This window comes from Vreelandella sp. ssv (assembly GCF_059448525.1).
In genome coordinates this window covers 1,857,979-1,875,826 of sequence record NZ_CM182545.1, presented here as the reverse complement: position 1 = coordinate 1,875,826, position 17,848 = coordinate 1,857,979, and the positions used below count along the sequence as shown (strand labels likewise).

Here is a 17,848-nt window from a genome sequence, read left to right as displayed (position 1 = left end):
GGCTTTTCAAAACAGAGCAATTGCCTGCTGACAGGCACCTTGGAGACCGATTCTGGGTGATTAAAGCGGCAATTACTGCGTGGTTACCCCTATATAGCCTCTCTCTACCTCTTAGGTGATAGCCAGGAAAGTCACTGGGGATAGAGGGCTGAAATAGCTTGCTGCCATTGATCTATGTCATCAATGCTAAGCACAAGTTTTATAGGCTCTTTAAACCTGAACAACACTCCGGCACTTCGCCAATAGGCTTTCCATGACCGCACGCCAGAACCCTAAACGCTTCGCCTTTATACGCCTTGCCTTTCGACCCTTCTTCCTATTGGGGGCACTGTTTAGCCTACTCTCACTGCTAGTTTGGCTGGCGTTTTGGCATGGCAATCTATGGCTCACCCCCTACGGCGGCATGCTGTGGTGGCACCAGCATGAAATGCTGTTTGGGTTTGGCAGTGCCATTATTGCCGGATTTCTGCTCACCGCGGTTCAGAACTGGACAGGGCGTCCTGGCCTCTCTGGCTGGCCACTCTTAGCACTTGTAAGCCTATGGCTGACCGCTCGCTTACTCCTTGCTTACGCTGCTCACCTGCCGGCTTGGTTGTTGTTATTGATTGACGGTGCGTTTTTACCGTTAGTGGCGCTAGCCATGGCAAAACTGGTCATCAGCGTACGAATGTGGCGGAACCTGATGTTTGTCCCCGTTCTGCTAGCGCTGGCGCTGACGAATATCGCCATGCATGCCGGTGTGATGAGCGGCAATGCGCTTTTGATTCGGGAGGCCGGGCACTTGGCGATGCTTATCATCACGTTAGTGATGGTGCTGCTAGGGGGGCGCGTCATTCCTTTTTTCACGTCGCGTAAACTGGGGGTTTCTCAACCTGAGCGTACACGCTCGATTGAGATCGCCAGTATGGGTGCCTTAGCGGCAGTCGTACTTCTTCAAGCGATAATCATGGTCAGCAGTCTGCGCGCTAACACAGTGCTGGCGGCGTTACTGGTGATAGCGGCTATCAGCAACGCTTGGCGTTTAAGTCATTGGAAGGGGTGGCTAACCTGGCGAGAACCACTGCTCTGGGGGCTACACCTTAGCTATGCATTTATCCCGCTCGGGCTAGCGATGTGGGCGTGGCAGCTCTTCACTGGTCAACGGGTAGAAACCGCTTTGCACGCGCTTGCGATTGGTAGCATGGGCACGATGATGCTGGCAATGATGTCACGGGTATCGCTAGGCCACACAGGTCGCGCCATTCGCACACTGCCAGGGGTTGGGGTCGCGTTAGCGGTGCTGCTTATCGCTGCGCTGCTACGCTCGATATGGTTAATGCTCTTTCCTCAATCTAGCCACTGGGTTTACAGCGTCGTCATTATTGCCTGGTGCTTAAGCTATCTAGTGTTTGTGTTGCACTACGCTGTGCCACTGTGGAGCGCGCGTGTTGATGGCGAGGACGGCTAACCATCGCCAATTATTGGCGCGGCATACAGCAAGGGAGGATGAGGGTGATTGAACACTACTTAATACTGAAACATCTGCATATCACAGCGGCTTATGCCAGCCTGGCATTTTTTGTTCTACGGGCATTCTGGTCGGTTCGGGGAGTAGCTTTACTGCAAGCGCGCTGGGTTAAAATCGTACCCCATCTGATGGATACCCTACTGCTCACACTCGGGGTAACACTGGCCGTTATACTCAACTTCTGGCCACTACCGCTCTGGCTGAGCGCCAAAATCACCGCGCTTGTGATTTATATTTTGCTCGGCACTGTCGCTATCAAACGTGGTAAAACACCTAAAATTCGTGCTACTGCCGCTGTCGCCGCGGTTTTAGTGTTCGCTTATATAATCGGCGCTGCGGTAGAGCGCTCTGCCCTCTCCTGGCTTGGCTAAGGCATCAACGCTCGTGTCTAGAGGTGGGTAGCATATGAGCCCAGCAAGGCGGAGAAGAAGGTTCACTGTCGCTAGCGTCCTCTTCTGCAAGCGCGGCCAGCGTCGCTTCCTTTAGCACTGGAAGGTGCGACTTCTCTATGTGGCGACTTGCGGTGAGCAGCGTCAAACGCCCCTGCCGCGCATACGTCATTAGCGGTAGCAAATTATCTAGTGCTCTTTCCAGCTCATGACGGTAGCGTGAGTTAAACACTGCTTGGCTAATCTGTTGCTGATGGTAGTGACGGCGTAATTCGTTTGATGGCGCCACCTCCCTGCACCACTCATCCAGTGCCAGGGAGCTGTGCGATTTCCCGCGTGGCCACAACCGGTCGACTAATATTCGAGCTCCATCCTGCTCGTCGATAGGGGCGTATACGCGCTTTAGTTCAATGTGATAAATCATCGCTCTGTCACCCTATCCGCTGACAATGCCCTATTTGCTGCTACTCTAGAGATACTATCCCATGTGATGCAAAAAACGGTTTAGCCGATGTTCACTGGAGGGGTTAACGATGAAAGTAATGGCCTACATGAAGATGCCTTTCAGCTATCGTGAAGGGTGGCGAGAACTTCAGGCAAAGTCTCCCTCAATTCCACTGCTGGCATGGTGTGTGGTGTTACCCATGTCGCTGCTTCCCCCCGTTATGCTCTACTTTGCTGGCACGCATTATGGCGATGCTTTCATGACAGGCTTTGCTGACCGCGAGTGGCGGTTCATCACCACTATTCTCTTTTTAGCTGAACTACTGACCTTTTTCATCATGGGCTGGGTAATCCACGCCGTCGTCAATGGCACGGAGCAGCTCTCCATCAATTATCAAGATGCCTACCTGCTGGCGGCTTTGGCTCCTTTGCCGCTCTGGGCATCTTCATTGGCGCTGGGGGTGCCCAGTCTGCTCTTTAATACGCTAGTGGCGCTCTTTGCACTAGGCATCTCTTGCAGTTTGATTTACCACGGCTTACAAGCGCTCTGCACAAGAAAAGAGCATGACGTCGTCACTATCTCCGCTACCTACACCATTATGTCGGCTGGCATTTTAGGGTGGGGAGTGCTGTTAGCCGTTATTTGGGCTTATTGAGCGGGGATAGGTTTACAGTGATAGTGCATATCGACTAGGGAGCTCAGCTTGTTTGAGCCCCCTCCTACTTGCTCTATCGCCACTGCTCAGCAGCACCCTGCGAGTTACGCCGCATTTAACGCTTCGGCTGGGCCAAAGTGCTCAAAGTGTCGCTTCGAAGCTGGTACACCCAAGCGCTCCAGCTCTTGATTAATGAGCACCATAAAACCGTGTGGCCCTACGAAATAGCAACGAGCCTGGGCCGGCAAATAGTCCGATAGTAGACTCCGGTTAATGCGTCCTTGATGATTCCCGCCCGCCTCATTTTCGTAGATGGTGACAGTATTCAACTGGGCGGGGTATGCATTGCGTAACTCCGCCAAATCATCGGCAAAGGCGTGGTGCTCGGCATCTAGTGCAGCATGCAGGTAGGTAACGCTGCGCCCCTGTTCAAGCGCCTGCTTGGCAATTGGCAGCAAGGGTGTTTGACCGACGCCCCCGCTAATCAGCATCAACGGCTCTTTATTACCTGCCAAGATCAACTCACCCGCAGGCGGCAGCAGTTCGATGGTGTCGCCTACGTTAAGCTGATCATGAAAATAGCGGCTTGCTACACCGTGAGCTTCCCGTTTGATAGAGAGCCGATAGGAGTGCCCGTTGGGTACATCCGAAAGGCTATAGTGACGGTAAACCGGTTGGCCACCGATGGTAAGTTTGACACCGATATATTGCCCTGGGAGGTGGGCGGCAACTTGGCCACCATCTTCAGGTTCGAGAATGAACGAGCGAATCACGCGGCTTTCCTGGTGGGTTTTCGCAATACGAAAACGTCGAGCACCACGCCAACCGCCTGGCTCCTGCTCAAAAGCTTGGTAGCGCTGCTTTTCCAGGCTTATTAGCAGGTCAGCCAGCTCCTGATAAAGCGCACTCCAGGCATCGGCGACTTCCTGTGTTACTGCATCACCTAGTACTTCACCAATCGCCGCCATCAAACACTCACCCACAATGGGGTATTGATCCGGCTGAATGTCCAGGGCGACGTGCTTATTTACCACGATTTCTAACGTCTCTCTGGCTTTTTGTGGCGACTGGCGTAACTGCACATAGGCAAGAATCATCCCTGCCAGTGCGCGGGGTTGCCCGCCATTTTGCTGATGCGCTTGATTAAATAGGGGCTTTACCTGGGGGTAGCGCTCAAACATAAGCGGGTAAAAGCGTTGAGTAATCACGTCTAGATGTTCTGCCACCACAGGTGCAGTGGCTTGAACAATCTCTTCTTGCATTGGTGTCAACATAAGCGCCTCATAAGATATATTTTAAATACATCTTTAAAATATCAAGCTTTCCCCTTGGCGTAAACAGAAGTCGAATATCATTTCCGCAGGCCTGCGCAGACCGTACAATAGCGTTTTACTTGAACTGATGGCCCTCTATGCACTTGACTCGCTATACCGATTACGCCATTCGCGTACTTCTCTACCTCGCAGTTAAGGGCGAAGAGCGCACCACGATTAATGAGATAGCAGAGACGTTCTCCATCTCACGTAATCATTTGATGAAAATCGTTCAAGAGCTAAACCAGAAAGGGTATCTCACCGCCATACGCGGTAAAAGCGGTGGATTATTGCTGGGTCGACGGCCAGAAACTATTTCATTGGGGGCATTGGTCCGAGATACCGAACATGAGATGGCGCTGGTTGAGTGTTTTCGTGAAGATAATACATGTGTCATCACACCCTCTTGCCGATTGCAGCCGATTCTGGCGGAAGCGCTCTCTGCATTTTTAAGCGTGTTGGATCAATACACGCTTGCTGACTTGTTATTAGATCGTACATCACAGCTCTCAACGCTGATGCGTATTCCTACCCTCACACTTCCCAACTAGCCGCTAGGTTACTAACACTTTTGCGTAATGTAGCGCTTTGCAAAGCTCTTCACCTGTTAAGAAGTAATTTACTTACTACAATTATGTAAAATAAGCGTTTTTGGATATGGATTTGTAGAATAGGCATTGCAAGAAAACCAACACGTTTTCACCCACCACTTGGAGCTGCATGAAATCTCTCCGTCACTCACTCGTTACTCGTATTGTGGCGTACTTGCTGGCCATCAGCGGTATGGCCATTATCAGCATTAGCTTAACAATGGTGATCGCTTATAGCAGCAAAGGAGATGCAACAGCCATTAATTTGGCTGGCTCATTAAGGCTCACTAGTGCGCAAATTATTGAAGAGTTACAGGATCGAGCAGAGGCAGAAGACAGCACCGCCAATATTAATCGATTAATTGAGAGTTTGACCGCTCGCCTTGACAGTCCAACGCTATATCAAGGCCCCCTCTTCTCCCGTAACGAAGTTATTTTAGAGCAGCTTGATGAGCTTCAGCAGCAGTGGCAGCGCACTCTTGTGCCCGCACTTGAGCAAGTTTTGACCCTTAATACGGTCGACACCAGACAATCCAAAGCAGCTCTAAATCGCTTTATCGTCGATATTGATCAGTTCGTTACGCTCCTTGAGAACAGCTCCGAAGCAAAAGTACGCCTCATCAGTGCCATTCAAATACTCTTTTTAGTCTTGATCGCCCTCTTGTTGCTAATGGCCCTTTACGATGTTCGCCACAATTTGGTCACACCGCTACGCCAGTTAATGGTGCTAAGCCGGGAAGCAGGAAAGCGCAACTTTCACCACCGTTCAAACTTTCGCAGCCACGATGAGTTAGGCCAACTTGGGCGGACGTTTGACCAGATGGCTAGCGAACTCAACACTAGCTACCGTGAGCTGGAGGCACGAGTCTTCTTCAAACAATCGGAGTTGGAGCGCCACATTAAGGCACTTCAGATCATTCATAATGGAAGTCGCACGCTTTATGGTGGTGGCAACGATCTGTGCGCCAGTGCTGCCCCTATGCTTCGTGAACTGGAAATTCTGCTAGAGATAGGTCCTATCGTGCTGGCGCTACGCAGTGAGCACGATGCCAGCGACATGGAAATTCTCGCCACTCACTCCTCCGAACGCCCGCTTTACTGTCGTGATTTAGCCTGTTTTGCCTGTTTGGAAGACCCTATAAAAGCATCGAATCTGAAGTTTGATACTGAGGCACTAGCTCTTCCTGTCGCTGTCGGCAATCTAACCCTTGGTTACCTGACGGTCGGGTATCAGATAGCGCCTAGTGCTTCAACGCGACAATTATTGAATACACTAACTGATCATCTGGCGACCGCTATTTATCTACAGCAGCGGATTGAAGAGCAGCAGCAACTTTCGTTGATTAACGAGCGCACTATCATCGCTCGGGAACTGCACGACTCCCTGGCGCAGTCACTCTCCTATCTCAAAATGCAGGTCGCCAGACTAGAACGGATGCAGGCTAAACAATTCCCTGCTGAACAGCAGAGCGGAGTAATGAGTGACTTGCGTGAAGGATTGAATAGCGCTTACCGTCAGCTACGCGAGCTATTGAGCACTTTCCGCTTATCGTTAGATAAGCCCGGACTTCAGCCAGCTTTGCAGCAAACTGTTGGTGAATTTAGCCAGCGGCTGGGATTCTCTGTCGATCTGGCTTACCAGTTACCTCCCCACTTGCTCAGTGCCAACGAAGAGGTTCACCTATTACAAATCACCCGGGAAGCATTAGCCAATACGCTTAAACATGCACACGCCGGATGGGCAAAGGTAAGTTTGACGTTTAGCAATGCGGCGATACATCTTGCGATAGAAGATGATGGTATTGGGCTTGAAGATGACTGCTCTCCTCCCATGCATTACGGTTTAATCATTATGCGAGATCGAGCCAAGAATATTGATGCCGAACTCATTTTTAAAAACCGCCCAAAAGGTGGCACTGGGGTCTATCTCAGTTTTACCCCTAAAACTGAACGTCTTATCGAAGAAGGGAATGGATAAGCATGCCTAACGCTAACCACGATCAAATAGCCACTATTATGGTCATTGACGATCATCCCCTATTGCGCCGTGGGGTTCGACAACTTCTAGAGATGGAAGACGACCTGGATTTGATATTCGATACCGGCTCACCGCAAGAGGGTATTGAAAAGGCCGTTGCACTAGAGCCCGATATGCTGCTCCTTGACCTTAACATGCCGGTAATGAATGGTCTCCAAACCCTCAAACAACTGCGTGATGGGGGATATTCCGGCCGAATCATTATGTATACAGTCTCTGACCAGGAGAACGATGTTGTTGATGCACTGCGCGGTGGTGCCGATGGCTACCTGCTCAAAGATATGGAGCCGGAAGATATGGTGCGCCAGCTCCGTCAGGCGGCCAAAGGGCGGATGGTTGTCAGCGAGAACTTAACAGCTCTGCTTGCTGAAGCGCTTCGTAGTCAACGAAACTCCCCGCCGACACAGTCAGTAGACGCGCTGACTCTGCGCGAAAAAGAGATTTTAGCTGAGCTCGCTGCTGGTATGTCGAACAAACTGATCGCACGCAAGCTCGACATTACCGAAGGAACCGTGAAGGTACACGTTAAGCACTTACTAAAAAAATTACGTCTGCGCTCCCGAGTGGAGGCAGCCGTTTGGGCAGTTCAAGAAGGACTTAACAGGTAGCCAGAAGTCGACTCTAAGTGGATACCCCTAAAAATTCTGGAGGTAAACAATCTGTTAGATTACCTACCTATTTTTTCATAAACCATTTAATTAACAGCAACATAGATAATATTTATCTATACCTCTGATTAGGTATAAACGTGTTTTTCTAGACTTTTTCGCCCGTTTCCCCTATGCGCACTTACGCGTATCTTTGCCTCAAAAGCGGCTTAACGCGCGCTTTTGCCTAGGGGGTAAAGATGGCCAGAAAAAATGCCGACATCGAAAAATGGGACGTTGAGAATAGCGACTTTTGGGAAACGAGTGGTAAGCGAATTGCTAACCGCAATTTATGGATTTCTATACCCAGTCTGCTGGTCGGTTTCGCCGTTTGGATGATGTGGGGAATGATCGCTGCCCAGATGCAGAATTTGGGCTTCCCCTTCTCTACTGACCAACTTTTTGCGCTAACGGCCACGGCTGGCTTGGCCGGTGCAACCCTTCGCATTCCCGCCGCTTTTATGCTGCGCTTAGCTGGCGGGCGTAACACAATATTTCTTACCACCGCTTTATTAATGTTGCCCGCCGGTGGTACAGGCTGGGCACTAACGAACCCCAATACACCATTTTGGGTCTTCCAAGCTCTAACGCTACTTTCAGGCATCGGTGGAGGCAATTTCGCTTGTTCAATGAGCAATATCTCCAGCTTCTTTCCCAAGCATCAGCAGGGTTATGCATTAGGTATGAATGCTGGTTTAGGCAATTTTGGCGTCACCACGATGCAAATAGTGGTGCCGCTGGTCATGACCGTTGGCTTGTTTGGTGCCCTTGCCGGTGGGCCGATGGAGCTACAGAGCGCCAGCGGCACACTCATAGGCCGCATCGAAGCGGGCACCGAAACGTGGATACAGAACGCTGGTTTCGTATGGCTACTGCTGCTAATTCCTCTAGCATTTATTGGCTGGTTTGGAATGAACAACCTACGTCCTATCAGCCCCAACCCGGGCTCTCCTCTTCAGGCATTTGGTAAAATTCTCGGCCTCTATGGGGTAGGCATCTTGGCCACCGTCATTGGGTTAGTCGCTCTTACATGGCTCTCTATGTGGCTGGCGCTACCATTGACAGTTCTGCTCACGCTCACCTTACTCCGACTGCTCCCCGGTGAAGAGATTAAACCAAATATACAGAAGCAATTTACGATTTTTCGCGATAAACATACCTGGTCAATGACGCTGCTCTATATTCTTACCTTTGGCTCGTTCATTGGTTTTTCGGCAGCGCTTCCCCTCTCTATTACCGTTATTTTTGGCAACATGATGGATATCGCGGCTGACGGTAGCATTACGCGGGTCACTAACCCTGAGGCCCCTAGTGCGCTTACCTGGTCATGGATTGGCCCTTTTGTTGGTGCTCTGGTTCGGCCTATCGGCGGCTGGATTGCCGATAAATTTGGCGGGTCACTGGTGACTCAAGTGATTACGGTGGTGATGGTCTTCGCTTCGGTTTCGGCTGGCTATGTGATGATGCTTGCCTACAACGCCACCGATCCCAATCAGTATTTCTGGCTATTTATGCTGTTGTTTATCGTGCTGTTTACCGCCAGCGGTATTGGTAACGGCTCTACATTCCGGAGTATTGGTTTTATTTTCGATGCGCAGAAAAAAGGGCCCGTATTAGGCTGGACGGCCGCCATTGCTGGGTATGGCTCCTTTATTGCGCCCGTGATGATCGGTGACCAAATTAAGGCAGGCACTCCGGAAATAGCCATGTACGGCTTTGCCGCCTTCTATGTGATTTGCCTGGTGATCAACTGGTGGTTCTACCTGCGCAAAAACGCCTCTATCAAAAATCCTTAATACGCTCTGCCAAAGAGGGTCATCATGGCTACTCAGCGCTTTAAACAGAATGCGGTATTAATTGCCAACACCTTTGCTTTCACCATGTGTTTTATGGTGTGGACCATGTTCGGTGAAATTGGCGTACCTATTGCCGAAGAACTAGGCCTTAACGGTACGCAATTTGGGATTCTCACCGCGACGCCTATTCTTACCGGTGCCATAGCGAGGCTGCCACTTGGTGCCATGACAGACCGATTTGGTGGGCGCCCCGTTTTCTTTATCGTTTTACTGGTGATTGTTCCCGCTATTTGGATGGTGCAGTTCGCAACCGCTTATTGGCAACTGCTGGTACTGGGGGCGTTTGTGGGTCTCTCTGGCGGCGCCTTTTCGGTCGGTATCACCTACACAGCGAAGTGGTTTGAAAAAGATCGTCAGGGCTTGGCTATGGGTATCTTCGGCGCTGGCAATGCCGGTGCGGCAGTGACTAAGTTCATCGCCCCAACGGTGATTGTCATGCTTGGCTGGCAGGCAGTCCCCAACATTTACGCCGCTATCATGCTCGCCACCGCCGTTCTCTTCTGGTTCTTTACGTTTAGTGACCCTACTCATCGCAATACCAAAAACGTCTCATTGCACGATCAACTCAAAGTACTCAATGACCCTAAGGTTTGGAAATACTGCCAATACTACTCGGTGGTATTTGGTGGTTACGTAGGCGTATCGCTGTGGCTAACCCGCTATTACATGAATGAGTACGGATTTGGCATTCAGGTTGCCGCCTTGATTGCGACGATTTTTGTGCTGCCCTCCGGTGTCATTCGTGCATTCGGCGGCTGGCTCTCTGACCGGTTTGGTGCTCATACGGTGACATGGACCTGCCTTTGGTCAAGTTTGATTGCACTCTTCATTATGTCCTACCCCGAAACCTACTATAGCGTGCAAGCAGCTGGCGGCGGCGAACGTGTTGAATTTGGCTTTGGTGTCCCCGTATGGCTATTTACCAGCGCGCTGTTTGTGGTGGGCATTGCCTGGGGGATTGGTAAGGCCTCGGTCTTCAAATATCTCGCTAACGATTACCATGAAAACCTGGGGTTGGTATCCGGTATCGTAGGATTGGCAGGGGGTGTAGGGGGCTTTCTGCTACCTATCATGTTTGGCGTATTGGTCGACCTGACGGGCATTGCTACTACGGTATGGATGCTCTGCTTTGGGGTCACCCTGGTATCGATTATTTGGATGTGGTGGACTGAGCGTAGGAGCTACGCACCTATCAAAAACGAAATTTATACTGATAAATCAATCTTCTCTAAAAATACTGCCAATGCAGATCAACTTTGAACGATGTCTTCACTCATTAGAGTCTGTCGACAGCGCTAACGCTTACTAATGTTGCAAAGTATGACGGTAGAGGCAAATTTGAACCGTAATTTTTAAGCATAATTTTTGCTTCTTATAGCATGAATCCAGGAGTCTCCATGACCATTGCCAGCTATAACGACCTTCTCAACGAGGCGCGTCAACAGCCTGATTCACAGCGACTGCTGTTTGTCTTTACCCGTGCCGAATTACCAGACCACCCCAGTGTGGAACAGCGACTACACTTCAACGAGGGAAAAGGCGGAGTGCTCATCCCGATGCTGTGTGTCGACAAGGCACTTGAAGGGCTCAGCAACATGAAAGATTTACGAGAGGAATCAAAAGCGACCGGCGTTGAGTGGACTATTGTGTTCGTTGCAGCCATGACCGAGCAAGGGTCCGAACTCGCCGAACGACAGTTGGATCGCATGGTAGAAGCGATCAAGGTGGGAAATATTGATTCGTATCTCGCCTTCGATCAAGACGGTGAAATAGTCAGTTTTCAATAAGAATATAAAAAGCGAACTTAACCTCCTTTCCCCCGCTAAGTGTCTGTGCTGATGAAATGCTGAAGATCATCAATAACTAGTTGCCAAACCTTTTCATCGAAATACTCCAGAAAGGTTTCGCCCAGGCCGTACCCCTCTTCGCATAAGACTACACATCGAGGAAAGTTTAAATGATCAAGGTGCAGCTTTACCGTTATCACCCTGAACTCGATGACAAACCGAGGATGGAAACTTGCGAGGTGGGTGAACACTTCCTTAAGGCCATGGTTCTCGACGTGCTAGAGCATCTCAAGCAGCAGGATTCAACCCTAACCTATCGGCGCTCCTGTCGAGAAGGGGTATGCGGTTCTGATGGTATGAACATCAACGGCAAAAACAGATTAGCCTGTATCACATCCGTTGAGGAGGTGATGGGCAGCTCGGATACTCTGACCCTGCGGCCGCTACCAGGCATGCCAGTGATCCGCGACCTAGTGGTAGATCAGCGTCTTTTCTTTCGGCAGTTCGAGAAAATTCGCCCCTGGCTAATTAACAACGAACCTCCCTCTGCAACTGAACATCGGCAAAGCCCTGAAGACCGCGAAAAACTTGATGGTCTCTACGAGTGCATTCTCTGTGCCTGCTGTAGCTCTGCCTGCCCCTCTTGGTGGTGGAACCCGGATAAATATATCGGCCCGGCCGGTCTCATTCAGGCGTACCGCTTCCTGATAGACAGCCGCGATACCGCCACCGAGGAGCGACTGGCCGAACTCGACGATCCTTTCAGCGTTTTTCGCTGTCGCCAGATAGGCAACTGCACCTGGGTATGCCCGAAAGGACTCAACCCCATGTGCGCGATTGGCCATATAAAGGCAATGCTGTTATCGCGTGGAAGCTGAGTATTATTTAACAACCTGCATTTAGGAGAAGCGACATGGCCTTTCGACAGGTAAAAGATCTACTCACTTGGATTTACGATTTTCACAATCAGCTGTCAGAGCAGTATACAACCTTGGCAAACCAGCAATCGGACGAGCGAATGAAAATGGCTCTCCTCTTCCTGGCTGGTCGCGAGCTACGAATGCGCGACGCCATGTCAAGCTATCTTGAGGATGCAGATCAGGGGTTACTCACCACATGGTTAATCGACCATCAAATTTTCGGTCATCCAAGTGTGTTGGAGCGTTTGCCCCTATGCTCAGGGTGTCATGATTTGCATGATATTCTGGCCAACGTCATGACGGCTCACCAACTTCTTAAGGACATGTACCTTCTACGCGCCGAGCTGGCTGATATGCCAGAGGAAGCTGAGCTTTTTCAGCAGTTAGCGTTAAATCAGGATGCAGAAGCGCGCCTGCAGAGCCGAGACATTGCCCGGCTTGAGATCTACTGATCAACAATTGAATGTCCGGGACTTAACAATCTCTTATACGGTAACGCTTTTCACTAGCTATTATTATTAATATTATCTTGTAAAAAAGACCCCAAATTAGCATGCCCTGGAAACAAGCGGTAAGTGACATATTTTGTTATCTAAATAACTGTATCAATAAGTTCGTGGTTGAACACAAAATGTGGCTCTTGTATTAGCAAGCGCCATAATTTGGGTAACTCGTGACGGTCGCTTTAGCGTAACGCTCCGCATCACCCTGGGCGCGGTGAGGTATCGGTAATTTTTTAAGCACGTGTTGTAGCGATAACATATGCTCATCGCTTAATAATTTATGCAACTGATATAAGTCTGCTAAGCGGAACGAAGGTTCTATATTTGCGGCATCGAAGAGCCTGCTAATCCAGAAAAGATCTGAACCCAAAGCATCACAAAACACAGTTTCAAAGCCGAGCATGTTATTCAGCCTTTCCGTGGCATTAACGACATCTAACCCTCGCTGGAACAAATCATCACGAGCGATACCATGTATAGACTCTGCCACGGGATCCCAATGCGTCCAGTCGTCAAGAGGGCGAACGAGAAATCCATCGCTGTTGCCAAACGTGTCGGCCCAGCCAAGCTCTATTGGATAGCTCTCAGGTTCAAGTCCCGAAGCTTCGATATCAATGAACGTAATAAGAGGAAGATCACTTGCCGTTAAAATATCCACCTGAATGCTACACTCCGTTTTCTGTTACGGGATGTTTTTCGAACGTTCTTAGCGACACAATCACAGCAATCTCACCCTGTGCGATAAGGCACTAAGCGCTTTAACTTGCTCTGAAAAGCATATTCAATCAAGCACTTCGTGCAAATAATTATCAAAATAACATTTAGCTCAAAATACTCATTAATTCACCGTCAGAATCAGGCTGCAGGCTTTATCGAAGCCCAAGCCTAAACTACAACAGAGAGCAGTAAGATTTAAGCTTCATTATACACAATAAATAAATTTATCTGATCTTGGCTTTACTGATATTACCTAGCCACATTACGTCATTTATTTTTTTTCATTTTTTCGATGCCAAAGAACATACCCCGCTGCAATTAGCGTCCCGAACATGATGATCAAAATAGGAGAGACGCCAATTAAAAACCGTGACAATTCGCTCACACCCACCCACCTCTCCGAAAATAATGATATAAAATGACTTAGCATATAACATCTTACTGGCTATAAAAATTATAACAATCATTTAAACTTACTAAGTTCCGCTCAAAAAAACTACTAATTACGCCCATATATTTTTCAGCAAACAATACTTGTTGGGAAAAAGTTTGAGGGCTCGAACTTTGGTCACTGTGAATCGCCCCATCGACGTATTACCACCACGAAGCACTTGAGGCTGATCCTACACCGCGGGCAGGCCGATATCGGCAGGATACGTTTGTTACGGCTGGAAATCATCAGGTATAGGAGGAAAAATTCTGCGTCTACGCTGCTAGTAAGATTTGGCTGCAACTCCGCTTTGAAGGCGTTGATGTTGCTCATTCCAATGCAGAACAACTCATGCGCCGCCTGGGTATTCACGACATGGTGCGAGGTCAACGTCCTTTCATGACCTACATTGATCCAGCCTAGGAACAAGCACCTGATTTATTGAAGCGTGACTTTACGACCACGCGTGCTAATTAGCTTTGGATGGCCGATTTTACCTATGTCGCTACCTGGTCTTGTCTACGTTCCATTTGTTATCGATGTTTATGCACATATATCGTGGGTTGGCGTGTAGCAACATCGATGAAAACAGCACTGATACTGGATGCTCTGGAGCAAGCTCTATGGGCGCGGAAGCGCAGACAAGGGGTGATCCACAATAGTGAACGGGGAAGCTATTATCCCTCGACCCGATATACAGAACGTATAGCTGACGTCGAGGCATCAATGCCTCAGTCGTCACCACTGGCGACCCCTACGAAAACACGTTAACCGAGACATAATCGCCTTGTTCAAAACGGAGGTGATATACCATCAAGGTTCATAGAGAGGACTGAATGCTGTTGGGTATGCAACGCTGGAATAGGCTGGCTGATTCAACAATCGCGACTACTGAAAGCCATTAGAAACGTTCCACCAGCAGAACGAGAAAGGACGAATAATCGTCCACTAAAGGAGTCGGGAGAAATAAACCGATCTCAGGAATAACCTGGGCGGCTCATGGATTGTGGAAGTAGCAAACCAGCCAATCGAGCTTTTTGACTACTATTGGATTTCCATCGTTCACCCAACCTCCCCCACTAATGATTTTGCATGCTCGCTAGCTCTTGAGTAATCCTCTCGAAAATTTCCTCAATATCTAAATTATCTTTGAGCGAATAGCACTCTGTTAGCAAGGTTAAAGGGTGGATATCCATTGTCGTAGCTAGCTCTTGGATCTTATCGAGCGTCGGATTTTTAAGCCCTCGCTCCAACTCGCTTAGATACGTCCTGCTGCTCACGCTCGAAAATGCTTCCTGAGATAATTTTTTTTCTCTTCTCTGATGCCTGAGAGCTTTCGCGAATGCCATATGCAGCTCCATGTCGCCTCCTTCAAGTCAAAGGGGCATGACACAGGATTGCATGCTATAGCACTACAAACTATAGTGTTCATTTTTGAGATTAAACTATGTTCATGACTCATATTAAGGCTGAGCAGCTTTTTGGGCGTCCATTTACTCACGAGCAGTTTTGGAGCTCTGTCGAACTTGCTACGGACGATCTTTGGTTCTATGTATGTACCGCCTACACGCGTGTTGAAGGCCCAGGTCGGCGATATTTTCTGCTTACAGAAATTGCAGATCTTATGGCACTTATGAAAGAAGACAGCGATTATTTCTGGATTGAGCAAGTAATGGTGATGACTCCACCCCACATTAACGGCACTGATTGCTGGAATATGTATCGATTAAATGAACTGATTGCTATCGCCGATAGCAAAAATCTTACATCTGTGAAATATATTTACCTCGTGGATGACAGTTTGCGTTATGAAACTGGAGCTATTTCAGAGTCTAACGATCAAACAGAGCCGCAAATTCTATTTTCTGAAGAACGTGACACTTATCAAGTTAATAACAATTAGTAACTAGGCTTGACATATAAATAATGAGGTGGCTCAGCAGAGACAGGTATCGAACAAGCTAAACTATTTTTTTGGATATTGAAGATGAAAATCACTGTCACTATTGATGATGTCTTGTATGCCGACGCGTTAAGAGTTGCTGAGCTAGATGAACCTTCACGACTATTTGAGGAAGCATTAAAGACGTATTTGCGAGTAAAGGCAGCTCAACGTCTCGCTGACATGGGTGGCAAGGCTAAGGACATGCCAGACATACCTCGCAGTAGGGATACCTCCGGCGATGAGAAATCGGACTGATAATTTGGCTCCTGATTTATCGGATGAGTACTCTTTCAAAGCAGCGCAAAAAAACTGGTAGCGTACTGACAAGTGAATCATTCACTTGTCAATTTTTTTCGTTCTTTACGACGCTCAACACTAAATGGTTTTGGCGGAGAGCACTGCTTGCCAGCCAGCTTCCAGAGTTGCTTAAGAGCATAATAGTGCGCTTCGCGGGTGCGGTCGCTGAGTCCGGATATCGGCTCACTACGATAGTATCGGATCACGTGCTTACCCCCCACTTGCCCAAGCGAATGGGCTCCTTGCGCAATACAAAACTCACCGAAAGCTAACATCCGCCTTTGCTGTTGAGCGCGGTTATCTTTACCGCCTTTTCTTGAATAGCCATTGGTAAGCCGATGTATTTCAAGCAATAACGGTTTCATAAAAGCCCCCAATATAACTTGACACAACACGGATACGATTATGTCCAAGTTCCCGCGAGATCACTTCTCTTGCAAAACGATCCTGTTCCTTATTAACAATTTTTCCGCAAATAACCGGCGCTGGATATCCAGTAAGCTCTTTGTAGCGGCGACAAGCATAAGCAGCGCGTAGATCGTGAAACTTGAAAATGCCATGAATTTTCAGGGATTTACGTGCTCTGTACAGCACAGACTGTCGAAAAGCTTGCCAATCGATTTCTAATGAGATGACTGAGCTGCCCTGGCCTTGCACCATCGATGCAGCTTCTAACGCATCGAACTGATGAGAATGATAAAGTTTGATAACACGTTTACGCCCACCTTTTGTACCAAGTGTGACCTCTACATAGCCTTTTTTAAGTGCCTGAAAAAATGCTTTATTAGCGTTCAAAAGCGCCGCTTCTTTTAAGCGCAAACCAAAACTCCAACAAAGCCTTACCACCGCTGCTGCTGCAACCTGATTGTTAGTTATTAAATCTTGAACTACCTTCTGAACCTCATGAGCGTCCATTCCAGACGGTGCATGCTTTCGTACAGCGACTCGTCGGGCAACGCCGCAATCACTCACAGCTTTGACCCGCCGCCACTCTGGTTTAGCCAGTCGCATCACGGTGTTGACTGCGCTGATCAAACGCTGAGCATAGCCTGCGGTATATATTTTCTCTTCCACTTGTTTGGCAAGTTCCTTACCGTATTGAACTAGGAGTTCGAACGTCACATGTTCAAGCCTGCGCACCCCGGAACTTCTGGCATAGCCCGCAAATTTGACCCACGCTTTGTCGACTGAATCGACTGACAGGTAAGACAGATTTTTTCTTACCACTTCTCCGTTTAGCAATATTCGTCCTGCAGATGCCATATTCCTGGTCCCCACCCCTACGTTGCGACTCATATTGTTACTCTCAAATGTAAAAATCATAGTGGGGATGCCAACGCACAGTTCATAAGCGGTTTGAATGACACCCCCGTGTTCGCTCAAGGCCGAAGAACTGCACGGTAAGTTCTAGTCGCGCTCGTAACGTACGAGGCAAACGTGAGCGAGCGACTTTTTTTGAAGGGGTCGCAGACCTTGTATTTATTATTGCCATTTGCTTTCTCCTGTAGGTGCTGGCCAGGCTTTGCTACACACCCTTACTTGGCATGAGCATCCTATTCCGCAGATCAAAACTGGGCGTTCTGAAGATGCATATCACGCGTTTTCACGCAACATGCGATGGTTAAAATCCACGGATAACGTGGCCTTCATGGTATTTATTCAATCCGTTACTTTTTGAAATCATAATTTTTAACGGACAGCGCCAACTCACAGCTTCGTGGTTACGATCACAGGATCGGTGCGTATGAGTTGGCAGGGAGGGGAGTAACGAAGTTACTTTCGATCAATAGCTGGACAACGCCAGATTTT

General features: G+C 48.8%; 20 protein-coding genes. 14 read left to right on the top strand and 6 right to left on the bottom strand.

What is annotated here, in order from left to right:
• Positions 1-253 precede the first annotated feature (253 nt).
• Complete coding sequence (locus tag AC5TBW_RS08600) at positions 254-1,447, top strand: NnrS family protein (RefSeq protein ID WP_495511652.1); 1,194 nt, start codon at positions 254-256, stop codon at positions 1,445-1,447.
• A 44-nt stretch (positions 1,448-1,491) separates the two neighbouring features.
• On the top strand, positions 1,492-1,878 hold the full coding sequence (locus AC5TBW_RS08595) for a SirB2 family protein (RefSeq protein WP_495511651.1): 387 nt from the start codon (positions 1,492-1,494) through the stop codon (positions 1,876-1,878).
• A gap of 4 nt (positions 1,879-1,882) precedes the next feature.
• Here AC5TBW_RS08595 and AC5TBW_RS08590 read toward each other — a convergent pair whose 3' ends face one another.
• Complete coding sequence (locus AC5TBW_RS08590; protein WP_495511650.1) at positions 1,883-2,320, bottom strand: DUF488 domain-containing protein; 438 nt, start codon at positions 2,318-2,320, stop codon at positions 1,883-1,885.
• Between the two features lie 109 nt (positions 2,321-2,429).
• Here AC5TBW_RS08590 and AC5TBW_RS08585 point away from each other — a divergent pair, with 109 nt between their 5' ends.
• The gene (locus AC5TBW_RS08585; RefSeq protein WP_071693152.1) at positions 2,430-2,996 is read left to right on the top strand and encodes a YIP1 family protein; all 567 of its coding nucleotides are present in this window, start codon (positions 2,430-2,432) and stop codon (positions 2,994-2,996) included.
• 104 nt (positions 2,997-3,100) lie between these two features.
• Here AC5TBW_RS08585 and hmpA read toward each other — a convergent pair whose 3' ends face one another.
• Positions 3,101-4,270, bottom strand: a complete 1,170-nt coding sequence (gene hmpA / locus AC5TBW_RS08580; RefSeq protein WP_495511649.1) for an NO-inducible flavohemoprotein — start codon at positions 4,268-4,270, stop codon at positions 3,101-3,103.
• Positions 4,271-4,407: 137 nt separating this feature from the next.
• On the opposite strand from hmpA, the gene AC5TBW_RS08575 reads away from it, so the two are divergent.
• The 8 genes from AC5TBW_RS08575 to AC5TBW_RS08540 all read left to right on the top strand — a co-directional run bounded on the left by AC5TBW_RS08575 (position 4,408) and on the right by AC5TBW_RS08540 (position 12,599).
• Complete coding sequence (locus AC5TBW_RS08575) at positions 4,408-4,860, top strand: RrF2 family transcriptional regulator (RefSeq protein ID WP_495511648.1); 453 nt, start codon at positions 4,408-4,410, stop codon at positions 4,858-4,860.
• Between the two features lie 169 nt (positions 4,861-5,029).
• The gene (locus tag AC5TBW_RS08570; protein WP_495511647.1) at positions 5,030-6,877 is read left to right on the top strand and encodes a histidine kinase; all 1,848 of its coding nucleotides are present in this window, start codon (positions 5,030-5,032) and stop codon (positions 6,875-6,877) included.
• Positions 6,878-6,879: 2 nt separating this feature from the next.
• On the top strand, positions 6,880-7,545 hold the full coding sequence (narL, locus tag AC5TBW_RS08565) for a two-component system response regulator NarL (protein WP_495511646.1): 666 nt from the start codon (positions 6,880-6,882) through the stop codon (positions 7,543-7,545).
• Positions 7,546-7,784: 239 nt separating this feature from the next.
• Positions 7,785-9,380 carry an MFS transporter gene (locus AC5TBW_RS08560; RefSeq protein WP_495511645.1) on the top strand — a complete coding sequence of 532 codons (1,596 nt, stop codon included), beginning with the start codon at positions 7,785-7,787 and terminating at the stop codon, positions 9,378-9,380.
• Between the two features lie 24 nt (positions 9,381-9,404).
• On the top strand, positions 9,405-10,700 hold the full coding sequence (locus AC5TBW_RS08555) for an MFS transporter (protein ID WP_495511644.1): 1,296 nt from the start codon (positions 9,405-9,407) through the stop codon (positions 10,698-10,700).
• 137 nt (positions 10,701-10,837) lie between these two features.
• Entirely contained in the window at positions 10,838-11,227 is a 390-nt protein-coding gene (locus AC5TBW_RS08550) for a ribonucleotide reductase subunit alpha (protein WP_495511643.1), read from the top strand.
• A 173-nt stretch (positions 11,228-11,400) separates the two neighbouring features.
• Positions 11,401-12,105 (top strand): succinate dehydrogenase iron-sulfur subunit, encoded by a 705-nt coding sequence (locus AC5TBW_RS08545; protein ID WP_495511936.1) that lies wholly within the window; start codon positions 11,401-11,403, stop codon positions 12,103-12,105.
• Between the two features lie 35 nt (positions 12,106-12,140).
• Entirely contained in the window at positions 12,141-12,599 is a 459-nt protein-coding gene (locus AC5TBW_RS08540; protein WP_495511642.1) for a 2-hydroxyacyl-CoA dehydratase, read from the top strand.
• Positions 12,600-12,792: 193 nt separating this feature from the next.
• Here AC5TBW_RS08540 and AC5TBW_RS08535 read toward each other — a convergent pair whose 3' ends face one another.
• Positions 12,793-13,308, bottom strand: coding sequence for a hypothetical protein (locus tag AC5TBW_RS08535; RefSeq protein ID WP_495511641.1), 516 nt, complete (start codon positions 13,306-13,308; stop codon positions 12,793-12,795).
• Between the two features lie 972 nt (positions 13,309-14,280).
• Between AC5TBW_RS08535 and AC5TBW_RS08530 the strand changes: the two genes are divergently transcribed.
• Complete coding sequence (locus AC5TBW_RS08530; RefSeq protein ID WP_495511640.1) at positions 14,281-14,568, top strand: hypothetical protein; 288 nt, start codon at positions 14,281-14,283, stop codon at positions 14,566-14,568.
• Positions 14,569-14,876: 308 nt separating this feature from the next.
• Here AC5TBW_RS08530 and AC5TBW_RS08525 read toward each other — a convergent pair whose 3' ends face one another.
• Positions 14,877-15,158: a helix-turn-helix domain-containing protein gene (locus AC5TBW_RS08525; RefSeq protein ID WP_495511639.1), complete on the bottom strand. Its 282-nt coding sequence runs from the start codon at positions 15,156-15,158 to the stop codon at positions 14,877-14,879.
• An 86-nt stretch (positions 15,159-15,244) separates the two neighbouring features.
• Here AC5TBW_RS08525 and AC5TBW_RS08520 point away from each other — a divergent pair, with 86 nt between their 5' ends.
• Entirely contained in the window at positions 15,245-15,700 is a 456-nt protein-coding gene (locus AC5TBW_RS08520; RefSeq protein WP_495511638.1) for a hypothetical protein, read from the top strand.
• An 84-nt stretch (positions 15,701-15,784) separates the two neighbouring features.
• Positions 15,785-15,997 carry a type II toxin-antitoxin system VapB family antitoxin gene (locus tag AC5TBW_RS08515; protein WP_495511637.1) on the top strand — a complete coding sequence of 71 codons (213 nt, stop codon included), beginning with the start codon at positions 15,785-15,787 and terminating at the stop codon, positions 15,995-15,997.
• A gap of 77 nt (positions 15,998-16,074) precedes the next feature.
• Here the strand turns inward: AC5TBW_RS08515 and AC5TBW_RS08510 are convergent, their stop codons facing one another.
• On the bottom strand, positions 16,075-16,404 hold the full coding sequence (locus tag AC5TBW_RS08510; protein ID WP_495511636.1) for a hypothetical protein: 330 nt from the start codon (positions 16,402-16,404) through the stop codon (positions 16,075-16,077).
• Entirely contained in the window at positions 16,385-17,302 is a 918-nt protein-coding gene (locus AC5TBW_RS08505) for an integrase domain-containing protein (RefSeq protein WP_495511635.1), read from the bottom strand. The genes AC5TBW_RS08510 and AC5TBW_RS08505 overlap by 20 nt, the downstream gene beginning before the upstream one ends.
• Between the last annotated feature and the right edge of the window lie 546 nt (positions 17,303-17,848).